Below are 25,089 nucleotides of genomic sequence, written 5' to 3' on the forward strand. Positions count from 1 at the left end.
GCGGGTTTCTCCTCATACTCGATTTACCGGCGGAACAACGGTGGCCGCGGGATGCGGCCGGTCGGGGCGGAGCAGGAGCGCGGAGGGGACCCGGTCACCGAATCCCAGCCGCAGCAGGCCGTAACCGATTCCCGCCAGACCGCTCAGCAGCCCTGGCGAGGGGACCGCGCCAGGTGTCCCGCAGCGGGCACCGCGCTGGTCGATGGCGGCGAGCAGATGACCGGTCCGGCGGCGGACCGCGGCGGCGGCGCCAGTGTGCCCGTTCTCCGCCAATACGCACAACACGTCCACCACTCCGGACTCGCCGTGGCAGAGGCTGAGATCCTTCAACGGTGCCCCGTCGGCCAGCCGCTTGACCGTCCGGTCGAGATCCCTGGCGTGTCCGGGATCGGGCAGGTGAGCGGCAAGGCCGAGCGTGGCACCCGCGAGACCGGCGCACCATCCGCCGGTGCTTTCCGCCCGATCGTCCGCCCTTCCGGGTGGTTCTTCGCCGGAACGATCGTGCGCCCGCAGTACCCAGTCGACGCCGGCCGAACCTCGGGCGAACGACTTCTCTTGTGGACGTTCGCGGCCGAGCAGTTCTCCGGCGTACCGGTCCGCTCGTGCCAGTGCCGAGTCCAGTCCTGTTTGGACATACACCGACCGCATCGACGCGACACCGCCCGCCAGCCCCGTCGTGAACCCGGAGGGTGTTTCGGGGGTCGCGTCGGGCATCAGGTCGACGGCCTGTTCGATGAGATCGCCGGTGGGAAGACCGACCAGCGTGCTGAGCCGCGCGATCGTGTACGCGACGCCGCCGAGCCCGAGAAGGCCGCCGCAGCCGGCGGTGGCGGCCAGCTCGCGGTCCGCGCGGAGCGTGGCGAAAAGGCCGGGGAGCGGGCTGATCGCATACGCGGCCAGATCGCGGTATCGCGCGATCCCGGTCAGTTCGGCGAGCTGGGCGAGGAACAACGCGACACCGCAGTAGCCCTCACCGAGCCCGGCGCCCATCGGCAGCACGGTCCAGTAGCGGTCGTCGACGAGTTCGATCCCGAGCCAGTTGGAGCGGTGTTCGTCGGAGAAGGCGTTGGCGACGATCTGGTCGGCGATACCGCACGCGGTGACCAGCAGTCGTTCCGCGTCGGGCGCCTGGTTCGGCGTCGCCGTTTCCGCGGTCTCGCCGACACCGTGATGACCCTCGGTCGCCGTGCTGATGGCGAGGGTGGCCGAGATCAGCCATTCCTGGTCGCGTTGGTCGAGGGGGTCCATGTCGGCGAGCTTCGCCAGCACGGTGTCCAGCGACGCCCGGTCGACCACCCCCTCGACGCTCTCGCCGCGTGAATCCAGCAGCGACGTCGAGCCGGGGTTCGAGGTGAACATCGGCACGTCGCCCGCCCAGAGGTCGTCCCGCTCGTGTGGCACGAGGCGGAGCAGCTTCTTCTCGTCGGCGGAATCCTCTTCGAGCAGGTCGAACGCGTGGTCGCGGTCGGCGGCGTCGCGAAGCAGATCGGGATGGGTGGTCTCGTCCAGCAGCCGGAAGTAGAAGTTCGTCGGCCGGACGAGCACCCGGATGGGATCCTCGGCGCAGCGCCGGAGGTGCTCGGCGAGTTCGTCCCGCCCGGTGGAGATCGCGTCGTAGCCGAGGCGGAATCCGGCCAGCAGCGCGGCGCTGTGCTCGGCGGGCGTGATGTCGCGGCCGTCGAGCCGCGGCAGGTTGTTCCCGCCCGCGAGTTCGCCGGGCACCCGGACCAGCCGCATGCGGTCGGTGCCCGGATCGGCCCACTCGACGCGGTCGGTGGGAAGCTTGCCGCCGCGGCCGGCGAGACCGGAGATGTCGACGGCGCCGTGTTCGCCGGCGAAGAGCTGGGGGAGCAGCAGCGTGCGCTGGACCGATCGCGCCAGCATCGCCGCCGCGGGGTCGCCCGACGGCGGATCGGGGGGCGACGGCTGGAACAGCGTCTCGATGTCGATCAGCACCGGCTGGTCGCCGCAGGCGATGATGTTCTCGTAATGGACGTCGGTGGCGTCGAGCGCGTACAGGAGCGCCAGGAGGATGCCTTGCCGCCGGTAGAAGCGGTCGACGTCGCCGATATCGGCGCACGGCCGGTGCTCGACGAACCGGAGCCAGCCGTAGCCCGCACGCGGTAACGCGTCCGCGGTCCGCAGTTCGAGCCCGGGCAGTCGTTTGTTCAGCCGCGCGACGATGTCGGTGAACCGTTCGTGCAGGATCAGCGGCCGGGGTTTGTAGATCACCTTGGCGCCGCTGGAGAACCGGAGCAGCCTGACCGAACGCCCGCGTGCGTGCGAGTCACCGATCCCGCCCGCGACCTCGACGAGCGTGCCGAGTTCGCCGTCGACGACCGAACAGGGCAGCAAGGCGGCGTCGGCCGAGAACCTGGCTAGCGTTTCGGCGTGGGCCTCGGCGGCATGGAGGCACGCCTGGGCGACGAGCCGGGCCAGGACCGGGTACTCGCCGAACAACCGGACGAGCCCGGCCGGAGTGGCTTGCCTGCGCACGAAATCGGAGAAGCGCTCTTCGGGAGTCTCTCCCCGGAGTTTTCCGGCCGTGCGGTCGCGGTGGAGTTCGAGGACCAGTGTGCGGATCGCGAGTTTGAGCAGATGCTGGCCGAGTTGGGCCGCGAAACCCCGACGGAGGGCTTCGACATCGGCTCCGGGAAGGTCGTCCGGGATCGCGTCACGCGAAGCGGTGTGGACGAGCGACCTGAAGACCCCGGCGAACTCGACACGCCAGTCACCGGCTGGGGGACGCTCCGGCAGAAGCGCGGTGACCGCGTGTTCGGCGAAATCCGCCCATGCGGGCTTGTCCGCTGTCCGTTCGCGCGGGGTCTGGCCGTGCACCCACCACCTCGGCGGCAGGGACGTCGCCGATGGTGGGGGCGTCACGGCGGTCATGGTTTCAGTTCGGCGGGGCACGCACATGGGGGTGGCACCCCCACATTCAGCGCACGCACGAAGATGTCCGGAGAGTGACGGCCGGGCACCCTGGCGGGCCCTCACCGGAATATGGGGTCCCGGCCCCCATGCGCGGGGTCCGGTCCCGGCCGCACCATGGTCGGGTGGCGCGGTGGTCGCCAGGGGGGATCACCGCGGTGCCGGGCGCGGGCCGGTTACTGGGGGTCCGGCCCGCGCCGCCTGTGGGCCGGGCGAAAGAAGAATCCGAGAATCGACGGTCAGCTTTTTCTGCGGTGGAAAACCGGAACCCGGTAAAGGGACACGGGTGTGTCCCTTTACCGGGTCGCAAACACGAGGGGCCGACCCGCGCCAACAGATTGGCCCCCGTCAATCCCTGTTGCTCAGAGCGTCAGACCAGCCATCCGAGCACGTGGGCCAGGTGCGCGAGCAGACCCGAGATCAGGTCGTGGCCGTGGTGCACGTGCTGGGTGAACATCTGCATTGAGGGGCTCCTTGTTTCGGATTTCGTGTTCGGTTGTGCTCTCGCGAGGAGCGACCGAAGATTTTCACCAGGTTGGCGCTCTGTCAAAAAACGATTTCCCGGGCCATCGGCGACTCGTGAATCTTCCTACGATAAACACGTAAGTCTTTCGTGTTTTGCGCCAGGGGTGGGCTTCACGGGCGTTGACACTGTGTGTAGCGAGCCCGAGGCGAGCCGATGTGGAAGCTGGGCCTCCGCTACGGCAAGTGGGCGGGCGCGTGACACGAACCGGTGATCCACATGCCACGAATGGTGAGTCGGCGAGAATCACTGATACGGGTGACGAGCGAGTGGGAAAGGATCGCTTCCGATCGCACAAGGGAAGACGTGTCCGGTGCCGCCGGGTGGTCGTCACCGGGACGGTGAACTGACAGCGCCGCGGGTTCGCGCCCTGTCTCCGGCGGCGCGAATCCGCGCCGCCGGAGCGAGTATCGCGGGCTACCGCTTGATGTAGAGGTCCCACGACCAGGTCGAGGCGGAGCAGAAGTAGGCCGACCATCGGCCACTCTGCTGGCCGGAGTGGCCGTTGATCCGGCAGTCGCCCTCCGTCGACCAACTGGACTCGTAGTAATACTTCGGATCGACACCCGCGCCGGCAGGCTGCGCGAACGCGATCGTCGACGCGAGCGCGCCCAGGACGACGGCGGTCGCCGCGATCTTCTTCTTCACTTGTGTAACCCCAGTTCTCTTCTTGGAACACGTGCGTGCCCAAATAATCATGAATCGGACTCGCTTGTCTGCCGAATGGGTGGTTTCGCCGGGTCCTGGCGGCACTGCCCGACTCACTCGGGAGGCTGAAAACAGGTGGTCGACCGGGTGTTCTACGCTCTTGGCTGAGTGGCCGCCTTGTCCCGCGCGGCCGTAGCGATGGGGGGCAAGGGGGTCGCGATGGCGCTCGCGCAGGTCGAGGAGACGGTTCCGCTGAGACCGGAGCCGGCCGAGCCACGCGTCCAGCGTCCGGATATCCAGGGGTTGCGCGCGCTGGCGGTCGGTTTCGTGATCGTCTACCACCTTCGGCCGGAATGGCTGCCTGGCGGCTTCGTCGGTGTCGACGTCTTCTTCGTCATCTCCGGCTACCTCATCATCGGCACCCTCGCCGGCGAGCTGCGCCGCACCGGCACCATCCGCCTGCGCGAGTTCTACGCTCGCCGCATCCGGCGCCTCTTGCCCGCCGCGTCGGTGGTCCTGCTGAGCACCGTGCTCGTGACCTGGCTGGTCCTGCCGATCTCACGCTGGCCCGCCATCATGAGCGATGTCCTCACGTCCGCGCTGAACGTCCAGAACTGGGCGCTGGCCGCCCAATCCGCCGACTACGCCCACGCCACCGCCGCCGCGTCACCGGTCCAGCACTTCTGGTCGCTCAGTGTCGAAGAGCAGTTCTATCTCGTCATCCCGCTGGTCCTGCTCGTCTGCGCCCGCCTGGCCCACCGCGCCGGGCCGAAGGCCGCCCGTCACGCCGTCACCGCGGTCGCCATCGTCACCGCCGCGTCGTTCGTGTTCTCCGTGGTCTACAGCGAGCTCGACCACGGTCGCGCCTACTTCGTCACGCCCACCCGTATGTGGGAGCTCGGACTCGGCGGCCTCGCCGCGATGACCGTCCACCGGATCCGGCTCAAGGGTGGGGTCCGGCTGCTTGTCGGCTGGAGTGGGATGGTCGCGGTGGTGGTCAGTTCGTTCGTGCTGACCACCGCGATGGCGTTCCCCGGCTACCTCGCCCTCCTGCCGACGCTGGGCACCGTCGGCTTGTTGCTGGCCGGGGTCGTCGCCGCGGACCAGCGCGTGGCACGCCCGGAAGTCGCTTTCGTGCTGGGTCTCCAACCGCTGCGCCATCTCGGCGACATCTCCTACAGCCTGTACCTCTGGCACTGGCCCGTCATCGTGGTGGTCCTGCAGCTCGCGGGCAGCTCGGAACTGACGCGGCGGCAGGCGGTGGGTGCCTTCGTGCTCAGCCTGGCACTGGCCATGGTGTCCAAACACGTGGTCGAAGACGCCTTCCGCGGCGGGAGGACCGCACGGCCGCCGTTCCGGCGCCGCCCGCCCCGGCTCCGCAGCGCCTACCTGCTCGGAGCGGCCTTGGTCGCCGCCACGACGGTCGTCGCGACGGTGCCGTGGCAGTACGCCTCGGCGGAACTCGATCGCCTCGCGTCGGCCACCGGCCTCGATGAAAGCCACCCGGGCGCCCTCGCGCTCGACAGGGACAACCCGAGACCGGCGCCGGAGGGCGTCCCGCTGACCCCTGACCCGGCTGTGGCGGGACGGGACTGGCCGCTGCAGGACCAAACCGTCAACTGCACGTCATACGACATCGAGAACTGGCCGCCCACCGGTGACGAATGCGCCTACGGCACGGCGACCGCGCCGAAGACACTCGTACTGGTCGGTGACTCGCACGCGGCGATGTTCAGTACTGTGTTCGCGCGATTCGTGCGCGAGCATCCTGAGTGGCGGGTGAAGATGATGCTGCGCAACGGCTGCCCCTTCACCGCCGTCGCACCGGCAGGCCTCACCGTCTGCTCCGACCAGAACGAACGTGAACTCGCCGGAATCCTCGCCATGAAGCCGGATCTCGTGGTGACCTCCGCGATGTCCCCCGAGTCCTATGACAAGGACCTGAAATGGCGTTGGGAGTCGCGTGCGCGGACCGTGGACGGTTACGAGTCCCTGTTGCGGCGTATCTCGGACGCCGGTATCCGGTCCGGCGTGATCCGCGACGTGCCCCAGCCCGCCAAGAACACCCCGCGTTGCCTGGAAAGCAACCCCGGCAGGCACGCGAATTGCGACACGGCCGTGGGTGACGCCTTCGGCCGGGACAAGGACCCGTTGGTGGAGGCCGCCGAACGCGTGCCGGGCACGACGGTCGTCGACCTGACTCCGTGGCTGTGCGTCGGCGACGTGTGCCCGGCGGTCATCGGTAACGTCGTGGTGTACCGGGACAATCACCTCACGGACTCGTACGTTCGTACTCTCTACGGACCCCTGACCGCGGGACTCGGCCTGGGATGACAGGCGCCCGAGTGGGTCTTCACACGCCGTCCACCAGGCGGTGGCAGGGGGTCGGCGGGCTCCGACACGCTGGTCGGTGAACGCGCCGCGGCGGAGTACGTCGCCGAGAAGCTCACCGACGCGGGCTACGAGATCACCTACGTCGAGTCCGGGGGCAAGGACCGCCATAACGTGATCGTCCGGCTGCCGGGCGCCGACCCGTCGCGCGGCGCGCTCCTGCCGCGCTGCACCTGTTGTGGCAGCAGTATTTCCTGGCCGATCTCGCGCACCCGCTGGACCACGCGCTGGAAACCCGCCCTGCACGCCTTCGACGGCCGCCTGGCCGCCGGACGCAAGTAGTTTCCTTCAACCCGAGTTACACCGTTCGTTTGACAGACCCTGCGCTCATGCCGATGTGCGGACTTTGCCGGGGTTGGTTCGTCTGGTGTGCATTCTGTCGGTATTGCGGTGGAATGGCGTCATGGCTGGACTTCCGATCCGCGATCGTGCCGGCAACGCCTTGGTCGACTTTCGTTTTGTCGCGGAAGAGGAGCTGGGGCGTCTGGTCAAGCACATGGCTGTGCCCGCGTCGTTGGTCGTCGCCATCCACGCGGAAGCAGTCCTGATGATGTTCGATAGCTGGCGGAGGCAGTGGGAGCTTCCGGGAGGAATGCGGGAGACGGGTGAGAGCCCGCGCGAGGCCGCGGTGCGGGAGCTGGGTGAGGAGACCGGCATCCACGGCGTGGACCTGTCGTTCGCCGCCGTGGCCGAGTTCGATCTCACGAAGCCGGAGCGTCGGGAACTCCTAGCCGTATATCGGGTTCACCTCCAGGTCGTGCCTCGGCTGACCGTCAACGGTGAAGCGCTGGACTTTCGTTGGTGGCCGCCATCGGAACCGGTGAGCGAGGATATGAGCCCGCTGGACGCGGAGATCGCCAGGCGCGTGGTCCGATCATCTGCCAGCTGAATGGCCGGTCGTGCTGTCAGACCGCCACCAGGGGTGGCGCGGTGGCCATTGAAAGGGCCACTTCCCAGCTGGGCAGGCAGGTACGATCATGATGATGAACCAGCCCTTGGAAAAGGCAAAGAATTCACCTCGCAGGTGCATACGGTTACGATTCAAGCGCAGGAGACCTTCATGCCACATGTCATCTTGTTCGAGCATGTCCGTTTTCATGGAGAACATAAGCACGTCTTCGTCGCGGAACCCAATCTCAACGCGTCAGACGACAGGTTCTTTAATGACAAAGTCTCTTCGGTTGTCGTTCTAGATGGCAGGTGGGCTTTCTTTCGGCACGGCAACTTCAGTGATCTATTAGGCGTTCTCGGGCCAGGCAATTACCCATCGCTGCAAAATGTTGGAATCGCGAACGACGCCGTCTCGTCATTGCGGCCCGCACTCGGCGCAGAGGCAGACAAAGGTCTGATCGAGCCTCAAGGTGAATAGGTACCGGGAAACGCGAAGTCGCGTCTGACCTGCCCGCTGAGCTCCCGGACCGCTGCTGTGTCGGAGAGGTCGAGCCCCTCAGTCCAGCCCCTCGGAAACCCGCATTCTTCATGAGGCAGCAGATAGCCGTGTTCGGCAAGGTATCAGGCGGCCCCCCAGAAGCCGGATGCGCGGATCCGGGCGGAGTGCCGAACATCAGCGTCCAACCGTCGAGAACCGGGCTCGAACGGCTCGACTACCAGTTGATGATGTTCCGCGATGCGTGGGCCCCGCGCGCTGCGCCCGAACGCGCCTCGTTAGAGCGCGGCCATACCCGAGGCGGGCGTAGGCCGCCGTCATCCCGCAAGGTCAACTGGAGCCAGAGCCGGGAATCAGCCGGCCGGAATCGCCGCGATCGCCTCGACTTCGGCCGTGTAGTCCGGCCCTGCCAGTGCGGCGACGACTGCGAGCGTCTGGGCCGGGAAGTCGCCGTCCGGGAACCACTTCGCGAAAGTCTCGGCCTTCGCCGAGTGGTAGCCGGCCAGATGCTCGGTGCCCGCGAGCAAGGTGACGAGCTTGACCAGGTGCTGCGGCCCGACGCCCTGCGCGGCGAGCAGGGCCTCGATGTCGGCGAAGATCCGCCGCGTCTGCGTTTCGGCGTCCGGGCCGGCGAGGGTGCCGTCCGGGTTGACGTCGAGCTGGCCCGCGACGAAGACGAGCCGGTGGCCCGGCGGCACTTCCGCGAGAGGGCTGTACCGCCCGAACGGCGGTGCGACTGCCGGAGGGTTCCAGCGGCGTGGCTTCATGCCACACCCATGATCGCACGACATCCAGTGGGGCAAGGGCGAGACGGAAGCATCATGAGGCGAAGCCACCGTGCTCTGCACAGCCTCTGCCGCGCATCGTCCTTCACGACCCGGTTCGGCGGCTTCTCGCCTTCGACAGTGACCTTGGGCGCGTGATGGCTGTGCCGACGTGACCGATGCGGGCGATGTGCGGCAACGGCTCCAGCGCCGCCCATTGAGCGTCGGTCGAGTCAAACCATCTCCGCCGACTTCGATACAGGCCCTACGCGGCCCCGGCCGACGCGTTGTCGTCCCCGCGCACGCGAGGCTGGTCCGGAGCGGATCGTCGATCTCACGGGACGGTGCTTCCTTGTAGCTGTAAATTCGGCGGAAAGCCGGGGCCGACCTGCGGACCACCGGCCGGAGCCTGGGGGAGACGAGATGCAGGGCGGATACGGGGGACGCACGCGCGGGGCGGCGGTACGGGAACGGGGAGCTGGACACGTCGGCCGGGGCGGACCGGGGGCAGGCACGCCGCACATACTGTTCGAGGGGGACGATGTCGAGGCGCTGGACGAGGTAGTGACCGGGGAGTTCTCGCCCCATTGTCTGCGCGTCGGCCGAGGGCACCGGTCGCCCGGCCGCTTCCGCCGCCTGCACCGGCGGGGTCTGGCGCTGTACGAGCTGGGGTGGGGCGTCCCGGTTGAGGTCGCGGCAGGCGAACTGCCCGACTTCTACAACGTTCACATCCCGCTCGCGGGTGAAGGTACGGTCCGGGTGGCGGGCCGCGAAGTCACCGCGTCGTGCTCGGTCGCCGGGCCCGGGATGACCCTGGACATGTCCCTGTCGGCCAGGGCGGACACGCTCATCCTGTGTCTGCCGCAGGCGGTGGTGGACAACGCCGTCACCGCGCAGACCGGTGAACCGCCCGCCGCCGCCGTGCGTTTCGCCCCCGCCCTCGCGGACGGCGACCCGGCGGTGGCCGCGTGGCTGGGGACCGCGCGAGCCTTCGCGCAGTTCACCGCGTCACCCCTCGCGGCCCGGTCACCGCTGGCCGCCGCGCACTTCGAACAGGTCCTCGTGCACGGTCTGGTGGACCTCCAGCCGCACGACCATTTCACCGCCCTTCCCGCGTACGCCCATCCGGCGCTGCCGCGTGCCGTGCGACGGGCCATGGCGTACTGCGAGGAACACGCGGGTGAGCCGGTGTCGGTCGCGGACATGGCCGCGGCGGCGCGGGTCAGCCCCCGCACTCTCCAGGAGCGCTTCCGAATCGACTTCGGGACCACCCCGGCGGCCTACCTGCGGCGCGTACGACTGGACCGGGTGCACCAGGACCTGCTGCGCATCGCGGACGGTTCCGCGTCCGGGACGGTCGCCGAGGTCGCGACGCGCTGGGGCTTCACCCACCTGAGCCGGTTCGCCGCTTACTACCGCGAGGCGTACGGACAGGTGCCGTCCCACACCGCCGAAAGGCGCTACAGCCCGCCGGCTTGAGGCGTACTCACGACCGTTTCAGTAACGGACCCCGGGATTCCCGGGGTCCGTTTTCTTTCCGGGCCTATCCGCCGGAGCGAGACGGGTCCGGGCCGTGCCGGCAAGCCGATACACGCAGATCACTCGGCGGATAACGGATAGAGGGCGGTCGTCCGCCATCCGTACGCTGAACCGAGGCTGTCGTCAGGGTCTAGGGGGTTTCAATGCAGTTTGAAGGACGTTTACGACACAGTTTTAGCCCCGCTACGGTTTGAGAAACGATCCTGATCGTTTTTACTCGAACGCCCATCAGAGTGGATCTGCGAACAGCTGGAGATATCATCTGCAGCGCCAGTGGTAACTGGTCCGCCTGCTGGATCTGAATGGGGTGGCCTTATGCGCAGTCGCACTCGAATGGCGGCAGCCGCAGTCGATCACTGAGTTCAGTTGCACGACGATACCGTCGAGGCCGGAATACCTTCCCGGCTGCTCTCGACACGATCGTTCCTTTCCGACGAAATAGAGGAGAAAGACATGATTTCTCGCGCCAAGGGAATCGCGGCGTTCGCTGCCGCAGTGGCGGCGGTGGCGCTCACGCCGGCCACTTCGGCCCAGGCCGCCACCTCGGCCACCTACGCCGAGTTCTTCGACAACGCCAACTACTGCTGCTCTTCGATCTACGACCCGGGCGACGGCGGCCGGTGCTACAACCTCCCGACTTACTTCGTCAACACGATTTCTTCGGTCCGGTCCAACGCCCGGTGGATCCTGTACTCGCGCGCCAACTGCTGGACGGATTCCGGCGCGCCGGCTCTCGATCACACCGGCAGCCTTTCCTACGTCGGCGACCAGATGAACGACAAAACGGTCTCGGTCAAGGTGTTCTGACACACGGTCGGCGGTGCCGGGTGACGGCACCGCCGACCGCTCCGGCGTCGACCGCGCCGCGTATCCGCATGTCCGGCCGGCCGGCGCTGACACGTGCCAGGTCATAGTACCCGGCAATTGTTGGTATTCCCGGGCCCGACTGCAACGCGCCTGGGCGATGATTCGGATTCGGGCGCCGCCCCCGAGGGGCGTGAGCCGCTCATCGCCGGCACCGGACAGCGGGGCGAACAGTCGGGCAAAGAACCAGTAGGCGAACCGGAAGTCCGATCGGTTGCGCAGGTCCTTGCGCGGGTTCTCGGCACCTTCGCGCTCCACTGCGAGAACACGGGGCTCAAGTTCCGTGCCGCGTGAGCGCACCGATTGAGCAACTCGACCCCTCTAGTGGCGGTCAACGGTAATGGCCGGAAATCAGCGTTCGGTCGAGTGATCGGCAGTCAGGCTTGACGACAATACGCCCGTGTCGTGCATTCGCCTGCTGTGGCCTCGTGACGGGCGCGTCCTGGCTGCCTAGCCTGGTCTCGGCGGGGTGGTGCGCATGGCCACGTTGGTGTTCTCCAAGGAGGAGCCGGATCAGCTGCCTTGGTCACCTGAGATCGACCGAGGGAGGCTGATCGGTTTTGTGCTGGCTCATTTTCCAAGACGACGCCCCTGTTCGTCGCTCGGGCTACAGCACCGAAGCCAGGCCCTTCGCAGCCGGCTCCTGCGCACCGCCGCCACAGGACAGCCGGCGACTTCGAGTGGCACGCACCGGACACGAGCCGGGAAGGCTTGCCGGTACCGGCATTCGAGCCGCGCCACGACACACCATCAGGAGATTCTCATGGAGATGCCCGTGGTGACCACGTGTGAGGTCGACACGTGCTCCTACAACCGCGACCGTGGCTGCCATGCCCTGGCCATCACGATCGGCGACCCCCTGCATGCCCACTGCGACACGTTCTTCCACGCCTCCTTCAAAGGCGGGGATCCAGCCGCCGTCGGGCATGTCGGCGCCTGCAAAATGTCCGACTGTCGGTACAATGTCGACCTGGAGTGCCAGGCACCTGCCATCGAGGTCGGCCATCGTCAGGATGACGCGGACTGCCTGACCTACGCGCCGCTGTAGTACGGCGAGGACGGGTGAGGACCAGCGTGGGCTTCTGTCCCTTGGACATGGCCACGACGCTACGCGGACTCCGACGCCTGGTGCACCGCTGACCGGAGTCCGGAACGAAGTGACCGAGTCGCGCGTCCACGTGCCAGCTGGCGGATCGGCGCCGGCCGGGTGCCCGCGGCCGGCGTCCTGCCCGCGATCATGCGCTCGATCTGGTCGTAGATCGGCCGCCACGGCGGGAGTCCGCTGGCGGTGTCGATGGTGACGCGCAGGGCCGTCATCGGTCAGCTCGTGGCCGCAGCTCCGGACGAATCCTGCTCGATTTGCTTGATGGCCACTGTCTCGTGGTCGACCCTCATCGAACGCCCGATGCCACGCGACGCTTGCCCGGAATGCGGCTTCAGTCTCCAGCGGCCAGCGCCGTTGTGCTGCCAGACGTCGGTAGTGCGTCTCCACGTCGCCGGAAGATCGGTCACTACCAGAGTATGCCGTCGGGAGCTAGGAGACGTCTGTCCGGATCTCGCCCTCCGCGTCGCCTCCGACGGCGACAGCTCCAGGCCCGGAGGCCGCGACGTCGGCGGACGACGGCGGCTGCGTGCTCCCAGTGCCGCGGACCTTCGTCGTGATCGGAGCCGAAGCCGATCCTCCGACGGCGACCGACCCCGCCCCGGACGCCCCCACCGTCGGCTCCTTCCTGCCCGGCGAGTTGAGGACCAGTTGCAGCACCACGTTGAGGACGACGAGGACCCCGAGCGCGAGCCACCATGTCAGTGACCAGCTGTCGCTCAGCACGTTGGTCACCACGCCGGTCGCCGCGGCCACCACGACCGATGCCACTACCGCCACCACGCGTTTGCGGCCGCCTGGACTCATCGGTGCCTCCGATTCGATCTCGGGTTTTTCTCAGGTAAGGGACGTGGCCTGGTGGGCCAGCGCTTCGGGTCCGCCGATCGCGAGCGTGGCCGGTGCTGCGGCTCCGATGATCGCCACCAGGTCCTCGTATCGGGGGACGGCACGCCACAACCGGCGGAGCAGGCCTGCGATCTGATCGATGGTCATCTCGGACGCGAGAGCCCCGATGCGCAGTGCGACGGCGGTGAACACGGCCTTGTCGTTCAAGGCCATGGCGAGCTCGACGGCCGCCGTGAGCTGATCGGCGCTGAGGTGCGCCGCCAGCACGGTCAGCGCTTTCACCGCGACGATCTCGTTCCCTTCGTCCCGGATCCGGCCCAGAGCGTGCTCCGCAGCTTGAGGGCGTTGGTGGCGGTCCAGGCGCGCGATCGCCCTGACCATCACGGTGGTCCGGTCGTGGTCGAAGGTGAGCGAGTCGACGGCGTCGAGTGCGAGGGCTTCGATCTCGGGGGAGGTCACGCGGGCGGCCAGCACGGCGAGCGCTTCGGCACGCTCGGTGGAGTTCGGCGCGGACTTCACGACTTCCACCGCACGACCCAGCTGGGCCTCCTGCACCACCGGCAGAACCAGCAGGACGGTGGACGGCTCCGTGGCGGCGTCGAGCACCTCGTCCACCAGGGGGGTGCGGGCAGCGGGAGGCAGGCTGGGCGCGAGGGCGGCGAGGGCCCCGGCCCGTGACCGCTCACTCCGAATCGCCCGCGCGGTCTCCACAGTTCGATCCAGCAGTTCGGCGGCGTTGTCCTGGGCCGCCAGTCCGGTGACCACCCACGACCAGAATCGCGCGTCGTCGACGGCGATCGCGGCCTGGACGGCCAGGTTGAGCAGATCCCCTCGGGCGGCGGCTCCCAGGGGCGCGACGATGTCGGCCAGCGTCGACTCCCGCATCTGCACGCCGGGATCTCCGATAGCGCGCCGGATCTCGCCGTCGTCGAGGACACGGATGCCGGCCGGGCCGTCCAGCAGGTCGCGGAACTCACGCAGCCGATCGGCGGTCGAACCGGTGGCGTCCGCGTTGGCGGCGCTGATCATCACCCGCTCCAGCCGTCCGGCGTCCACGTGCGGCGCGACCGCGGCCAGCAGCGTCAGTCGCGTGTCCCGCAGCATGAAACTGCTGATGTCGTCCAGCGCCTGGTCCAGGGCGCGGTCGCGGGCGGGACCGGTCAAGTGCGCGGATACACCGATTCCCAGTGGTGCCCGGAACCTCAGGTCCGAGATGGTGGCGATGTCGGCGGCCGAGCGGTGGACGGCGTGCGCGCGGCGTGGGCCGCCGAGATGTGCGGCCATTCTGATGAGTGCTTCGGCTCGTGCCGTTCTGTGCTGTTCGTACTCGAGGCTCACGATGGTCCTGATGAGCTTCTCGACTTGATCGGCGTTCAGGTGGCCGGAAATCGTGCGCAGCACGCGGACGCCGTGGCGGCGTTGGTCTTCGCTCGTGATCATTTCCGTGAGGGCTTCGCGGTCGAGTGAGTTCAGCACGCGGGTCAGTTCGCGCGTCTTGGCCGGCTCCGTCAGGAGGGTGGCGGCCAGAGCGAGTGGTTCCCGGTTGAATTCGCCGATCCTCGATACCTGGTCGTAGGCTGCGACGACGAGGTCGAGCATTTCGTCGCGTAATGGCCCGCTCAGATGCCCGGCGGCGAGGGTGGCTGCTTCGGCCTGGTAGGGGACATGGTCGATCTCGGTGATGGCTTGCCATGCCTGCTCCAGCAAAGGACCACGGAGGAACGCGAACATTCCGGCGAGCACACGTCCGCGGCGGTGCAGGTAGTAGATCTGGCCGGCCATCTCGACGGCTTCTCGCATCGCCCGTTCACCGGCCTCGCCGGTCAGCCGTCGGCTCACCACGGCCAACGCCTCAGCCCGGAGGTCGGAGAAGTACACGTTCCTCGCGATGTCCACGGCTCGTTCGAGCTGGGCGTCGTCGAGCAGGTCGATCACCAGTGCCAGCACCTTCGCCTGTGTCTCGGAAGCGTGGTACTCGAGACCGGCGGTCAGGTCGAGCACCTCGTCCACCAGCGCCGAGCGGGTGGCGTCGTCCAACGGCGCTGTCGCCGCTGACCGCGCCAGCATCACCGCCTTGGTCTCCTCGTGCTCGTCCTCCCGGATCAGATCCAGGACGTGGTCCAGCTGATCGCCAGTGAGGAACCGCGACAGCTCGGCGAGCAGGTCTGCCCGGCTCCACTCGCTTTCGACCGCCTGCACCGCGGCGAGGACCTCGTCCCGGGCGTCGCGGGCCTCGTCGGGGTCCTGGAGCAGGGGCAGCATGGCGAGCAGGTCCTTCGCCCGGCGTTGGGGGTCGGCGATCCGGTTGACGTGGGCGAGTGCGCGGCGGGTGTCCCACATCCCCACGCGCACGAGCGCCGGAAGCAACGCGGTCGGCACCGCCTTCGCGCGTCCCACCAGCACGGCGGCCAGCATCGCGTATTCGTTCTCGAGGGCGATGTCCCGAGCCGGCCCGCCCGCCGCGATCTGAGCGTCGGTCCGCTCTTCCGCGACGGCGCGCCCCAGGGCGATGCTCGCCAGGTAGTCGTCCAGTGTGCCGGCGCGGTCGTGGACGTCGGCCCACAGTGTGCCCGTGGTCATGGCCGGGAACCGGTCGACGCACGTCAGCAGCTGTTGCAGGTCGTCGTGCCGTCCGGCTCGGTGCAGGTGCATGGGCAGGTGGTAGAGCGGATACCGGTCGTCGACGTCCGCCAGTTCGCGGTTCGCCTGCAGCGAAGGCAGGCCTCCGGCCAGGCCGCCGAACTCCGTGAGGTAGAGGTCGGCGAACCGGTGGTGCGCCTCCCGCGCAGCCTGCCGCAGATCCGCCTCCGCCACCGGGTTCGCCTCCGGATCGGCCGGGTCGGTGTCGCCATGAAGGAACTCGCGGAGGCTCGAGTGGTGGATGGCGTAGCTCGGCGCCCGATCGAGGTCAGCGGTGTCGATGGCGAGGAAGGGCCGGTACCTGTGGTTGCACAGCTGCCGAACTACGCCCGGGTCGAGCTTGGTCAGCCGCGTGAGCTGGGCGGCGGTGACGGGCTGGGCGGCGGTCGCAAGGGTCGTCAGCAGCACGAGGTCCTGGGTGTGGAAGAGCGCGTTGTCCCAGGACGCGGTGACTTCCCGCCGGTAGTAGGCGGTGAGGCCCTTCGGCAATCCGTCCAGGGCGGACGCGTCGAACTCGCCGTCCTCGAGCCGCAGCACCATGTACCGCAGGTATACCCAGACACCGCCGGACCGGTCGAGCAGGCGCTCGACGAACTGCGACTCGGTGATGCCCGCGGCAGCGAGCCGGGTGGAGAGTGGCTCGGTGCGCGCCCGAACGGCCAGGAACTGGCGGACATCCTCGAGGTTCGCGGGATCCTCGGCGGCGAAGCGGGCCACCGACACTTGCTCACCTGCGGGCAGACGGGTCGCCGGGACGCCCTCGCGGTAGGTCGCGACGATCTGCACCCCATCCGGCAGCGTGCTGGGCAGCCCTAGGGCACGCTCGGCTCCCGTGGCTTCGTCCAGGCCGTCGACGACTATGCGCAAGGGTTCGCCGGCCGTCGCCGCCACCTCGGCCGCCGCAGCGAGGATCGCGGGGAAACGGGAGGGATCGCCCGCCCAGCCGGGCAGGCGGCCTCCCGGCGCGAACTCCTCTTCGAGCCCGTAGCGGGTGACGAGCTGGGCGGCGAGGCTCTGCAACGCTGTCCTGGTGTCGCCGCCGCCGACCACCTGGGTGAAGTGACGCGGGCACCGCCAGCGCTCGGAAAGCCATGCGGCGAACGCCGTCTTGCCGACGCCTGCCGTCGCCGCCACGAGTACATAGCGGCCCTCGCGCCCGCTCAGCCGCTTTTCAATGGTGTCCAGCAACCACTTACGACCGACGAACCGGTCGAGCCCCGCAGCGGCGAGTACTTGCGAGTAGTTCAGCGTGGCCACCGACAGCGGCAGGATCTCGACACCGTGATAGTGGTCGTCGCCCACTCGCGTGCTGGCATGGGTGAGGGACTCGCCGGCAGCGATGGCACCTGGACCGCTGGCCGTGACCTTCTTACCCGTCACCGGGCCGCCCGTTCACACCGTTCCCGCCGCTCGTCCACGGGTCTTATATCGGCGCCGAGTACCTTTTCGTTCCGCCGCTGCCGGAGAAGACCAGCAGCACGCGGAGCCCTGCAAGCTACGGCCCGCGAATCGGCACCCGCAACAGGGTTTCATGCCACCTCCAGGCGCAGCGCGCTTCTCTTTTCCTCCGCATAGCCTGCAGCCATCCCCGCCCCATCACTTTCCCGACGCGCAGCCGCCGAAGAAGCGCCGCCGCGGCGTGAAAGTCGCGCTCGCGCTGTCTTGGTCGCAGTTCTCGGCTTCGTCGGCACAGCCGTCGTACGCTCGTGGATGCCGCCATCGGCACGAGATAAGACACCCGATCAGCGGACCTCGGACCGGGTTCGGTGACAGATCCCATTAGGTGCACCGTCAACGTTCCCGCCGGCGAATCCACCAGTCCGGACGAAGCACAGTCGCTGATCGAGGCTGGCAGTTCATCACTGTCTGCGACATCGATCTCGGCGCGTGTCGATCTGAGTTGCCCGTCGACATACCTGTGCCTCGAGATGACGAACTCACGTCCGCGTCCGCCCGCCGCTACCAACGGCGGCAGCCCGCCCGAGCCGTACCTATGCCCGTCCCAAAGCCCAAGAACAGACGAACGTCCTTTCATGCCGCGAGGCGGTCGCTACGCGCAACGACCAGGCGCGCGGTCATGCCGATGAGAGGAGGTGGTCGTTGGCGCTGGTACTGCCCCGGCAGGGATAGTGAGATCGTGCCGAATCTCGACTTCTACGCCGTTGACGACGATTGGTCCGCGGTCCTCGAGACCGTATTCGATCTCGGCTTGTTCCGTGTCTTCGAATCCGACTCAGAGCCGGACCGCGAACTGCGCGAATTTCACGCCCTCACGGAGGTCCCTGACGGTCGACAGGGACGAAGCCTGGCGTTGTTCGCCATCGGGTCGGGCCCGGGGCCCATCGCGAAACGGATAGATTTCCTTCCAGGAGTGCATCCCACCGCGACCTTCCGCTACAGCTGCGAAGGCTGGGGACTCATCCAGCTCCACCACGGCGCGGCGGCCGGGACCCGGGAGCTGCGATGGAGCCATACGAACCACAACACGGAGAAACGGGCCGCGGCGTGGTCCGCGACTGTGCAGCGACTCGGTGACCCCGCCGAGTGGAACTGGGCGGCGGTCACCAGCGCCTCCGGCCGGCTCAACCGAGCCATTCGCCGGATGGCCGTGAGCAAGATCGGCTCGCACCCGGTACTGGCGCACGCGGCGCATTTCATCGCGGACGCCGGCTTGCAGTACGAGTACGGCATAGGCGTCCACGCAACTCCCGCCTATGGCATGAGCCGTCGCTGACGGCGCACGCTTCTGCCCCGAGTCGCGCGCGGTCATGCCGATGTGCGTGATCGGCGGTCCGAGCACTGCAGGTTGCGCGATTCAGTAGGTTCGGGTGCCGGAGGTGAGAGTCCACATGGAACTGATGAAACTGGAGATCGAGCGGTACGACTGGGCCGCGATGGAATGTGGGTGCCGTCGTTCCTCAGAGCACCTCGCTGGTGACTTTGTGGCGCTGGCGCGGGGAGCGGAGGGCCTGGATCTGGTCGACCACGTGGTGGCCCCAGGCGAGATCCTCATCGAAGTGTCATTGCCCGCTCTGGCCGTGTCACTGGCTGCGATCACCAGCGGCGTCATGGGGCAGTCGCGGGCCAAGTTCTTCCACGTCATCCTCTGTCTCATCGGGGACAATGGGCACGCGTCCGGTCTGTTCGAGGGAAGGAATCCTGTCGCGGAGTGCCGTGACCTGGCCCGGACAGGGCTATGGACGTTCTATGGTGAGGTGCTGGCGGGACAGTCCGAATCGGCCGCCGCCTCCTACGCCTTCGAAATCGTGAGTATCCTCGAGGCGGACGGAAACAACCGAGATCGAGTACTGCGGGTGCAGGCTGCGGCGGCTGAGCGACTGTCGTGGGACTTGCGCCCGCCGCATGACCCTTTCGAGAACTGATCAGCCGGCCGGCCCGGCGCCACCTGCGAAGCATTCACCTCGGCGATCTATCGCGCTCTCATGCCGCGGGTGGCGCGCTCCCCGGCCTTGTGTAAGGAGCGATTTCGCCCAGCATCGAAGGTCATGGAGCCCTCAGACCTGGACGAAACTGTGTTACGACTGGCGGCTGCGGCGTACCTCGCACGCTACTCGGGCGTGTCGCGGACGCATTCGGAGTCGGACCTGCGGATCTTCTTCACCTGGTGCGGCGAACGCGACCTCGCTCCGCTGGCAGCGCGCCGGGCGCAGATTGAGCTGTACGTGCGCTGGATGCAGGAGGTGCGACGGTTCAAGCCCTCCACGGTGTCGCGCAGGATGTCAGTGGTCACCGGCTTCTACCGCACCTGCGTCATCGACACCGTGCTCGAGCACTCGCCAGCGGAGTACGTCCGGCGTCCGATGGTGCCCAACGAGTCACCGACCCTCGGCCTGTCACACCTGCAGTTCGAGGCCCTACTGACCGCGGCCCGGGAATCGGTCAACCCGTTCGACTTCGCACTGGTCGCGATGCTCGGCCTACTCGGCCTCCGGGTATTCGAGGCCTGCTGCGCAGACATCGGAGACCTCGGCGAGGAACACGGACACCGGGTGCTGCGGGTGGTCGGCAAGGGCAGCAAGGTCGTGCTGGTGCCCCTACCGCCGGCGGTCGGACGGGCTATCGACCGAGCCGTTGGCGACCGCGATCACGGTCCGATCCTGCTCAACCGACGAGGCGTCCGCATGGACCGGCTTTGCGCAACCCGCCGGCTGGCCGGGGCCGCGGTGGTGCGGCTCCCGAGGATGCACCCGCACATGCTCCGCCACACCTTCATCACCACAATGCTTGACGCGGGGGTCGACCTACGCGACGTCCAGATCGCAGCCCGCCATGCCGACCCGCGCACGACCATGCGCTACGACCGCGCCCGCAAAAACCTCGACCGGCACCCGAATTACATCCTGGCGGCGTACATGGCGTCCGCAACCTGACGCCTGACGCACTGTCTTGCCGACGGTCGTGCGCTGGTTGGCGGACGTGTCGGTGGACCGGCACATAACCGGTCGGGGCGGCTGCTCGTCGAGAGGCCCTGGTCAGGCGTCGTTCGCCGCGTTGGGCCCGTCGAAGGGCCGGATGATCTCGAAAGCGTCCTGGAACCGCCAGGGGATGCGGGAGTCGCCGGCCTTGCGGATCAAGACGTCCTTGGTGCGAGCCGCTTTGTCCAGGAAGAACGGCATGGTTCGCAGGGGGCGGTCGAGGGGGCGCGAGAAGTCGTCCCAGTGCACCGGAACGATGAACGACGGGCTGGCGGCCTCGACGACGTGATGCCAGTAGTCGTCCTGGAACTGCTTGCCCTGGGCGCCGACACCTCCGACTCCCAGGCAGAGGAAGTCGACGTCGAGCCCGTCGAACTGGTGAGGGACGAAGTCGGCGCTCGGGTGGACGAGCATTCGTCCAGCGGGGTGGGTGAGCAGGAACGAGTAGCAGCCTCCGGTGCGGTAGGCGGACGCTTTGGTCGGTGTGGTCAAGGGCTCGTCGATCGTGCCCGGGTAGTGATCGCCCGGGCTGTGGAGCCCTTCGAAGACGCGAACGGTGAAGTCTCCCAGCTTGACCTGGTCGCCGTCAGCGATCACGCACATGGAGTCGTCGGGCAGGCCCGCTCCGCGGCCGACGTTGAGCGTGGACGGCGAACCGTACAAGGTGCCACCACGAAGGCGGACGACGTCGGGAGCATCCCTGACGTGGTCGTGGTGGGAGTGAGCCACGAACAGGGCATAGAGGTGGTCGATCCCGCCGCGCTCGAGCGCGGCGGTGATGCGCTCTTGATCGGGAGCGATCTTCCCAGCCACGACCCGCGCCCCCTGGAACGCAGAGAGGGGACGGCCTGACGGACGCGCCCCACCATGACCGCGGCGGGAGCACGCTGAACGTTCGCACAGGGCGCGATCAGGGTGTTTCTCAGGCGGATGGGCAGGCTGCCCGCGTGGAGTTCGTGGTTGCCGAGGACGAGGTGTGGCTCACCGCGTTCGGCGTTCTCCCGCAGGCTGAGAAGGCGTCGGGCGACGATTGGGTACGAGAGGTGCGCGTCTCCGTCTCCGTGACCGAAAAGCTTCACATCACCTGGGATGTGATCGGGCAGAGCGTCCGCGTCCGATACGAGCAGTCATCGAAGGTCATCGTCGATGTCTACCGCGAACAGGCAACCCTTCTCACGATTGAGGCTCACGAGACTGGGCCCGTCGTCGCGTTGGAGTACTACGCAGAAGGCTGCCGCGGCCGGACGCGCGTGCAGACTCAACCGTCCTTCGCCCTGCAGGACACCTTCCTACGTACGTGACTGTCCGCTTCCCGCGGTGGATCGCGACTCGATCAACGCTGGTCTTCGAGCTCGATCGTCCAGGTGCCCACGCTCGCACGGCAAGATCAAGAGATCCAAGATGTGTCAGGCGCCCCTTTGTCAGCGCCCACCCGCTGTGATCACACGATACCCGAGTGGTCCCTTGTCGTGCACCTCACCCATTTCTAGGGTAGTTACACGGCCGTGAAAATTCGTCGCACTCCGGCGTCCGGCCTGTCGGGGGTTTTCGCAGGCACGGCGGCCGTGGGGACAAATGTTGCCAGTCGCGCGAAAGGAATGGTTATGTCGGTCGCTCCGGACGGTTCGGTCTGCACTCGATGCGGTATGCCCATGGGGTACGACAAATTCATCGCCTGCCTCGATGGCAGGGATCCATCGCCTGATCCCGCACTGTGCACCCATTGTTTGAATCCGCCGGATCCAGCGGAATTGCCTGCCCAGGAAGACCGCGGCAGGTTACTTGATCTGGTCTTCCGAGTGGCCCGCGGCGAAGTGGCGGGAGAAGTACCGGCCGAACTCGACGAACTTGTCGCCAGCGTGCCGGCGCGGCGGCCGCAGGCGAAGGCCGACGCGCTGGTTCTCTACAGTGGCGGCAAGGATTCCAGCTGGATGCTGCACGATCTGGCAGGCAGGGACGTGCGGGTCGTGGCTTGGATGCTCGACCAGGGATATCAATCGCCGCTGGCGATCCGCAACGCCAGTTCACTGTGCGAGAAACTCGACATCGAATTGGTTATCGTGCGTCCGGAACGCGATCCGATGAACACTCTGTTCCGGCTCGGTTTCGCGATGAACGAAGAGGATGACTCGGATCTTCTCCGCGCGGCGATGTCGTGGGGGTCGGCGTGCTGGCCTTGTTTTTCCACCATTCTCGCCCAGGCGTCGGTATATTGTCTGGAAAATTCGATACCGCTATGTTTCGTCGGGACACACAAAGGCCAGAACCGCACTACCGCCGGTGATCGGCCGATCGTGAAGGTAGACGGGCTGACGCCGTTGGCCGACGTCGTCGAGGACCAGGTCTCATTGTTGCGCAGACACGCCGAACGCAAGGCGCCGGAAGCCGCGGAATTGCTCCGGGCCGGGGACAGCGGAACCGCTCTGGTGCCCTTCTACGAGTTCGTGCCGAAGCCGCCGACCGAGCGCATCATCGCCGACCTCGAGGCCATCGGCTGGGAGGTACCCCACAACACCGGCAGCTGCAGCACGAATTGCATGATCAACGAACTCGGCTACCGCATCATGCGCAATCAGTACGGTTTCGACATCTACCAGATCGCCGAAGCCCACGAGCAGCGACTCTCGCCCAACCCGTCGCCCGCGAACATCGCCACCCTCGACGAGGAGGCGATCCGGCGCGGAGCGAAGCTGATCGAGCTGACACCGGTCGAGTCCCGCCGCTGGGGCATCGAAAAGTGACGGCCGAGCCCCACTGGCCCGAGCTGCGGGCCCAGTTCGACCTCGACCCGGCCTACGTGCACCTGGGACTCTCAGTGCTGGCCCCACACCCGCGGCCGGTCCGCGAGGCGATCGAACGGCACCGGCAGGGCCTCGACAGCAACCCGGCGTTGTACTTCCACCATCGCGACGAGCTCCAGCGCCGGGTCCTGGAGAAGGCGGGACGCTACCTCGGTGCTGAGCCGGACACGATCGCGCTCACCGAAAGCACCACCATGGGCCTCGCCGTCGTGTTCACCGGCATGATGCTGCGGCCCGGCGAGGAGATCCTGAGCACCTCGCACGAGCACTACGCGGCCAGGGAACTTTTGCGGTTCAAGGCCGAATCGAGCGGCGCCTCCCACCGGACCATCGAGCTCTACGAGGACCCTCGGACGGCGACCGAGGACGAGATTGTCGATGCCGTGACCCGCGGCATCGGGGACCGGACCAGGCTGCTGGCACTGACCTGGGTGCACTCGGGGACCGGGGTCAAGCTGCCGCTGGCCCGTATCGCGGAGGTCGTCGCGGCCGTCAACGCCGGGCGTACACCCGGTACCGAGGTCCTGACCTGCGTCGACGGGGTGCACGGTATGGGCGTCGAGGATTTCGAGGTGACCGAGCTCGGCTGCGACTTCTTTGCCACAGGTTGCCACAAATGGCTTTTCGGGCCTCGGGGAACGGGCCTGGTCTGGGGCAGTGAGCGGGGCTGGGCCGCGATCCGGCCGATCATCACCTCGTTCGACGTCGAAGTGTTCTGGCCGTGGTACCTGGGTTCCGTGCCGGACGGCAAGGCGCCGGCGGCACGGTTCTGCACCCCGGGTGGGTTCCCGGCCTACGAGCACCGGTGGGCGCTCGCCGAAGCCTTCGACTTCCAACAGGAGCTGGGAAAGCCCTGGGTGGCCGCCCGCATCCACGACCTGAACGCGCACTGCCGCGGTGCGCTCGCCGACGTAGCCGGTGTCCACGTGCGCACGCCTGACGTGGGCGGGCTGACGTCCGGGATGGTGTGCTTCGACGTTTTCGGCATCGACCCGGCCACCGTCGTCGACCTCCTGCTCGCCGAAGGGGTCGTCGCCGGGCAGACGCCGTATCGCAGCAGCGCGGTCCGGTTCGCCCCTGGCGTGCTGAACGACTTCGGCGACGTCGACCGCGGAGCCGAGGCACTGGACCGGATCATCAAAAACCACACCTGAACGGAGAGACGTTGAGCAACAGGGATACCGACCGGGATGCGGTGGTCAGGGTGGCCCGCGGCGCGACCCTGTTCACCCCGTGGGCGTTGCGGGCCGCGGTTACGCTCGGACTGCCGGACCTGGTGGCCGACGGCGTCAATGACCTCGCCGGCCTGGCGCGCGGGTCCGGCGCGGATGTGACTGCCCTTCGGCGGCTGGTCCGGTATCTCGTGCTGCTGGAGGTGTTCCGCGCGCCCGCCGCAGATCGCGTCGAACTCGGAGAGCTCGGGGCGGTCCTGTGCAGCGGCCACCCGGCAGGCTTGGCGAAGGCACTGGACCAGCGCGAAGCCTTTGCCCGTCGTGGTGACGAGGCGATCGCCTCACTACCCGAAGCGGTGCGCACGGGCAAAAGCGTGTGGGCCGGCCTGTTCGGACGCGGCTTTTGGGACGACCTGGCCGCCGATCCGGTGCTCGGCCGGTCCTTCGACACGGCGATGGCCGCGCACGCCGCCACGCTCGGCCCCGAGGTGGCGCGACGGTACGACTGGTCGGGTGTCCGGCACGTGACCGACGTCGGCGGCGGGACCGGGCACGTCCTCGCGGCCGTACTGGCCGCTCACCCCGGGCTCGCCGGAACGCTGGTGGATCTGCCCGGCACCGTCAGCGCCGCGGACCCGGTGTTGCGGGCGGCGGGGGTGTCGGATCGGGTGACGGTGGTGGGCGGCAGCTTCTTCGATCCGCTGCCCGGCGGGACGGACGTCTGTCTGCTGGCGAACATCCTGCACGACTGGCCCGACGAGGCCGCGGTCGCGATCCTGCGCCGCTGCGGGGCAGCGGTGGTCGCGGGCGGGCAGGTCGTGCTCGTCGAGCGAGTGCTGGACGAGGTGCCCGCAGCCGGTGACGATCCTGGTCAGTTCGTGGCGAGCCAGCGAGACCTGGCCATGCTGCTCCTGCTGGACGCTGCCGAGCGCACCGAAGCACAGTTCGCCCGGCTCGGCCGGGAAGCCGGGCTGCGGCCGGACGGCGTCGCCGGGCTGTTGCCGGAGCAGGGTCTGTTCCTGGTCTGCTTCGACGTCGGCTGACT

Annotated in this window: 20 protein-coding genes and 1 pseudogene; 14 read left to right on the top strand and 7 right to left on the bottom strand. The window is 67.8% G+C overall.

Annotation, left to right across the window (positions count from 1 at the left end; all coding sequences use genetic code 11):
- Positions 1–12 precede the first annotated feature (12 nt).
- Together AC0685_RS35225 and AC0685_RS35230 are read right to left on the bottom strand one after the other, a co-directional pair.
- Positions 13–2,892, bottom strand: coding sequence for a type 2 lanthipeptide synthetase LanM family protein (locus AC0685_RS35225; protein ID WP_478229444.1), 2,880 nt, complete (start codon positions 2,890–2,892; stop codon positions 13–15).
- Positions 2,893–3,871: 979 nt separating this feature from the next.
- Positions 3,872–4,102 (bottom strand): hypothetical protein, encoded by a 231-nt coding sequence (locus AC0685_RS35230; RefSeq protein WP_478229445.1) that lies wholly within the window; start codon positions 4,100–4,102, stop codon positions 3,872–3,874.
- 219 nt (positions 4,103–4,321) lie between these two features.
- On the opposite strand from AC0685_RS35230, the gene AC0685_RS35235 reads away from it, so the two are divergent.
- From AC0685_RS35235 to AC0685_RS35250, 4 genes and pseudogenes are all read left to right on the top strand, one after another.
- Complete coding sequence (locus AC0685_RS35235) at positions 4,322–6,436, top strand: acyltransferase family protein (protein WP_478229446.1); 2,115 nt, start codon at positions 4,322–4,324, stop codon at positions 6,434–6,436.
- A 63-nt stretch (positions 6,437–6,499) separates the two neighbouring features.
- Positions 6,500–6,659, top strand: a pseudogene (locus AC0685_RS35240) (M20/M25/M40 family metallo-hydrolase); the annotation flags it as partial.
- Positions 6,660–6,896: 237 nt separating this feature from the next.
- Positions 6,897–7,382: an NUDIX hydrolase gene (locus AC0685_RS35245; RefSeq protein ID WP_478229482.1), complete on the top strand. Its 486-nt coding sequence runs from the start codon at positions 6,897–6,899 to the stop codon at positions 7,380–7,382.
- A 171-nt stretch (positions 7,383–7,553) separates the two neighbouring features.
- Positions 7,554–7,862, top strand: coding sequence for a beta/gamma crystallin-related protein (locus AC0685_RS35250; protein ID WP_478229447.1), 309 nt, complete (start codon positions 7,554–7,556; stop codon positions 7,860–7,862).
- Positions 7,863–8,233: 371 nt separating this feature from the next.
- Here the strand turns inward: AC0685_RS35250 and AC0685_RS35255 are convergent, their stop codons facing one another.
- On the bottom strand, positions 8,234–8,647 hold the full coding sequence (locus AC0685_RS35255) for a RidA family protein (RefSeq protein ID WP_478229448.1): 414 nt from the start codon (positions 8,645–8,647) through the stop codon (positions 8,234–8,236).
- Between the two features lie 420 nt (positions 8,648–9,067).
- On the opposite strand from AC0685_RS35255, the gene AC0685_RS35260 reads away from it, so the two are divergent.
- The 3 genes from AC0685_RS35260 to AC0685_RS35270 all read left to right on the top strand — a co-directional run bounded on the left by AC0685_RS35260 (position 9,068) and on the right by AC0685_RS35270 (position 12,095).
- Positions 9,068–10,123, top strand: coding sequence for an AraC family transcriptional regulator (locus AC0685_RS35260; RefSeq protein ID WP_478229449.1), 1,056 nt, complete (start codon positions 9,068–9,070; stop codon positions 10,121–10,123).
- A 513-nt stretch (positions 10,124–10,636) separates the two neighbouring features.
- Positions 10,637–10,990, top strand: coding sequence for a hypothetical protein (locus tag AC0685_RS35265; RefSeq protein ID WP_478229450.1), 354 nt, complete (start codon positions 10,637–10,639; stop codon positions 10,988–10,990).
- A gap of 820 nt (positions 10,991–11,810) precedes the next feature.
- Positions 11,811–12,095 carry a DUF1540 domain-containing protein gene (locus AC0685_RS35270; protein ID WP_340681766.1) on the top strand — a complete coding sequence of 95 codons (285 nt, stop codon included), beginning with the start codon at positions 11,811–11,813 and terminating at the stop codon, positions 12,093–12,095.
- Positions 12,096–12,154: 59 nt separating this feature from the next.
- On the opposite strand, the gene AC0685_RS35275 is transcribed toward AC0685_RS35270, so the two are convergent.
- The 3 genes from AC0685_RS35275 to AC0685_RS35285 form a co-directional block, all read right to left on the bottom strand.
- Positions 12,155–12,364 carry a GntR family transcriptional regulator gene (locus AC0685_RS35275; RefSeq protein ID WP_478229451.1) on the bottom strand — a complete coding sequence of 70 codons (210 nt, stop codon included), beginning with the start codon at positions 12,362–12,364 and terminating at the stop codon, positions 12,155–12,157.
- A gap of 217 nt (positions 12,365–12,581) precedes the next feature.
- Positions 12,582–12,956 carry a hypothetical protein gene (locus AC0685_RS35280; RefSeq protein WP_478229452.1) on the bottom strand — a complete coding sequence of 125 codons (375 nt, stop codon included), beginning with the start codon at positions 12,954–12,956 and terminating at the stop codon, positions 12,582–12,584.
- A gap of 30 nt (positions 12,957–12,986) precedes the next feature.
- Complete coding sequence (locus tag AC0685_RS35285; RefSeq protein ID WP_478229453.1) at positions 12,987–17,015, bottom strand: AAA family ATPase; 4,029 nt, start codon at positions 17,013–17,015, stop codon at positions 12,987–12,989.
- Between the two features lie 991 nt (positions 17,016–18,006).
- On the opposite strand from AC0685_RS35285, the gene AC0685_RS35290 reads away from it, so the two are divergent.
- The 3 genes from AC0685_RS35290 (at position 18,007) to AC0685_RS35300 (ending at position 20,026) form a co-directional block, all read left to right on the top strand.
- Complete coding sequence (locus AC0685_RS35290) at positions 18,007–18,369, top strand: hypothetical protein (protein WP_478229454.1); 363 nt, start codon at positions 18,007–18,009, stop codon at positions 18,367–18,369.
- A 115-nt stretch (positions 18,370–18,484) separates the two neighbouring features.
- Positions 18,485–19,018, top strand: a complete 534-nt coding sequence (locus AC0685_RS35295; RefSeq protein WP_478229455.1) for a hypothetical protein — start codon at positions 18,485–18,487, stop codon at positions 19,016–19,018.
- Positions 19,019–19,141: 123 nt separating this feature from the next.
- Entirely contained in the window at positions 19,142–20,026 is an 885-nt protein-coding gene (locus tag AC0685_RS35300) for a tyrosine-type recombinase/integrase (protein WP_478229456.1), read from the top strand.
- A 102-nt stretch (positions 20,027–20,128) separates the two neighbouring features.
- Here AC0685_RS35300 and AC0685_RS35305 read toward each other — a convergent pair whose 3' ends face one another.
- Positions 20,129–20,884: an MBL fold metallo-hydrolase gene (locus AC0685_RS35305; protein ID WP_478229457.1), complete on the bottom strand. Its 756-nt coding sequence runs from the start codon at positions 20,882–20,884 to the stop codon at positions 20,129–20,131.
- A 134-nt stretch (positions 20,885–21,018) separates the two neighbouring features.
- Between AC0685_RS35305 and AC0685_RS35310 the strand changes: the two genes are divergently transcribed.
- The 4 genes from AC0685_RS35310 to AC0685_RS35325 all read left to right on the top strand — a co-directional run bounded on the left by AC0685_RS35310 (position 21,019) and on the right by AC0685_RS35325 (position 25,087).
- Entirely contained in the window at positions 21,019–21,372 is a 354-nt protein-coding gene (locus AC0685_RS35310; protein ID WP_478229458.1) for a hypothetical protein, read from the top strand.
- A gap of 351 nt (positions 21,373–21,723) precedes the next feature.
- On the top strand, positions 21,724–22,812 hold the full coding sequence (locus tag AC0685_RS35315) for an adenine nucleotide alpha hydrolase family protein (RefSeq protein WP_478229459.1): 1,089 nt from the start codon (positions 21,724–21,726) through the stop codon (positions 22,810–22,812).
- Positions 22,809–24,026 carry an aminotransferase class V-fold PLP-dependent enzyme gene (locus tag AC0685_RS35320; protein WP_478229460.1) on the top strand — a complete coding sequence of 406 codons (1,218 nt, stop codon included), beginning with the start codon at positions 22,809–22,811 and terminating at the stop codon, positions 24,024–24,026. Before AC0685_RS35315 ends, AC0685_RS35320 begins: the two co-directional genes overlap by 4 nt.
- A gap of 11 nt (positions 24,027–24,037) precedes the next feature.
- Complete coding sequence (locus tag AC0685_RS35325; protein ID WP_478229461.1) at positions 24,038–25,087, top strand: methyltransferase; 1,050 nt, start codon at positions 24,038–24,040, stop codon at positions 25,085–25,087.
- Positions 25,088–25,089: the final 2 nt, after the last annotated feature.

This window comes from Amycolatopsis sp. NPDC043889, assembly GCF_056435645.1.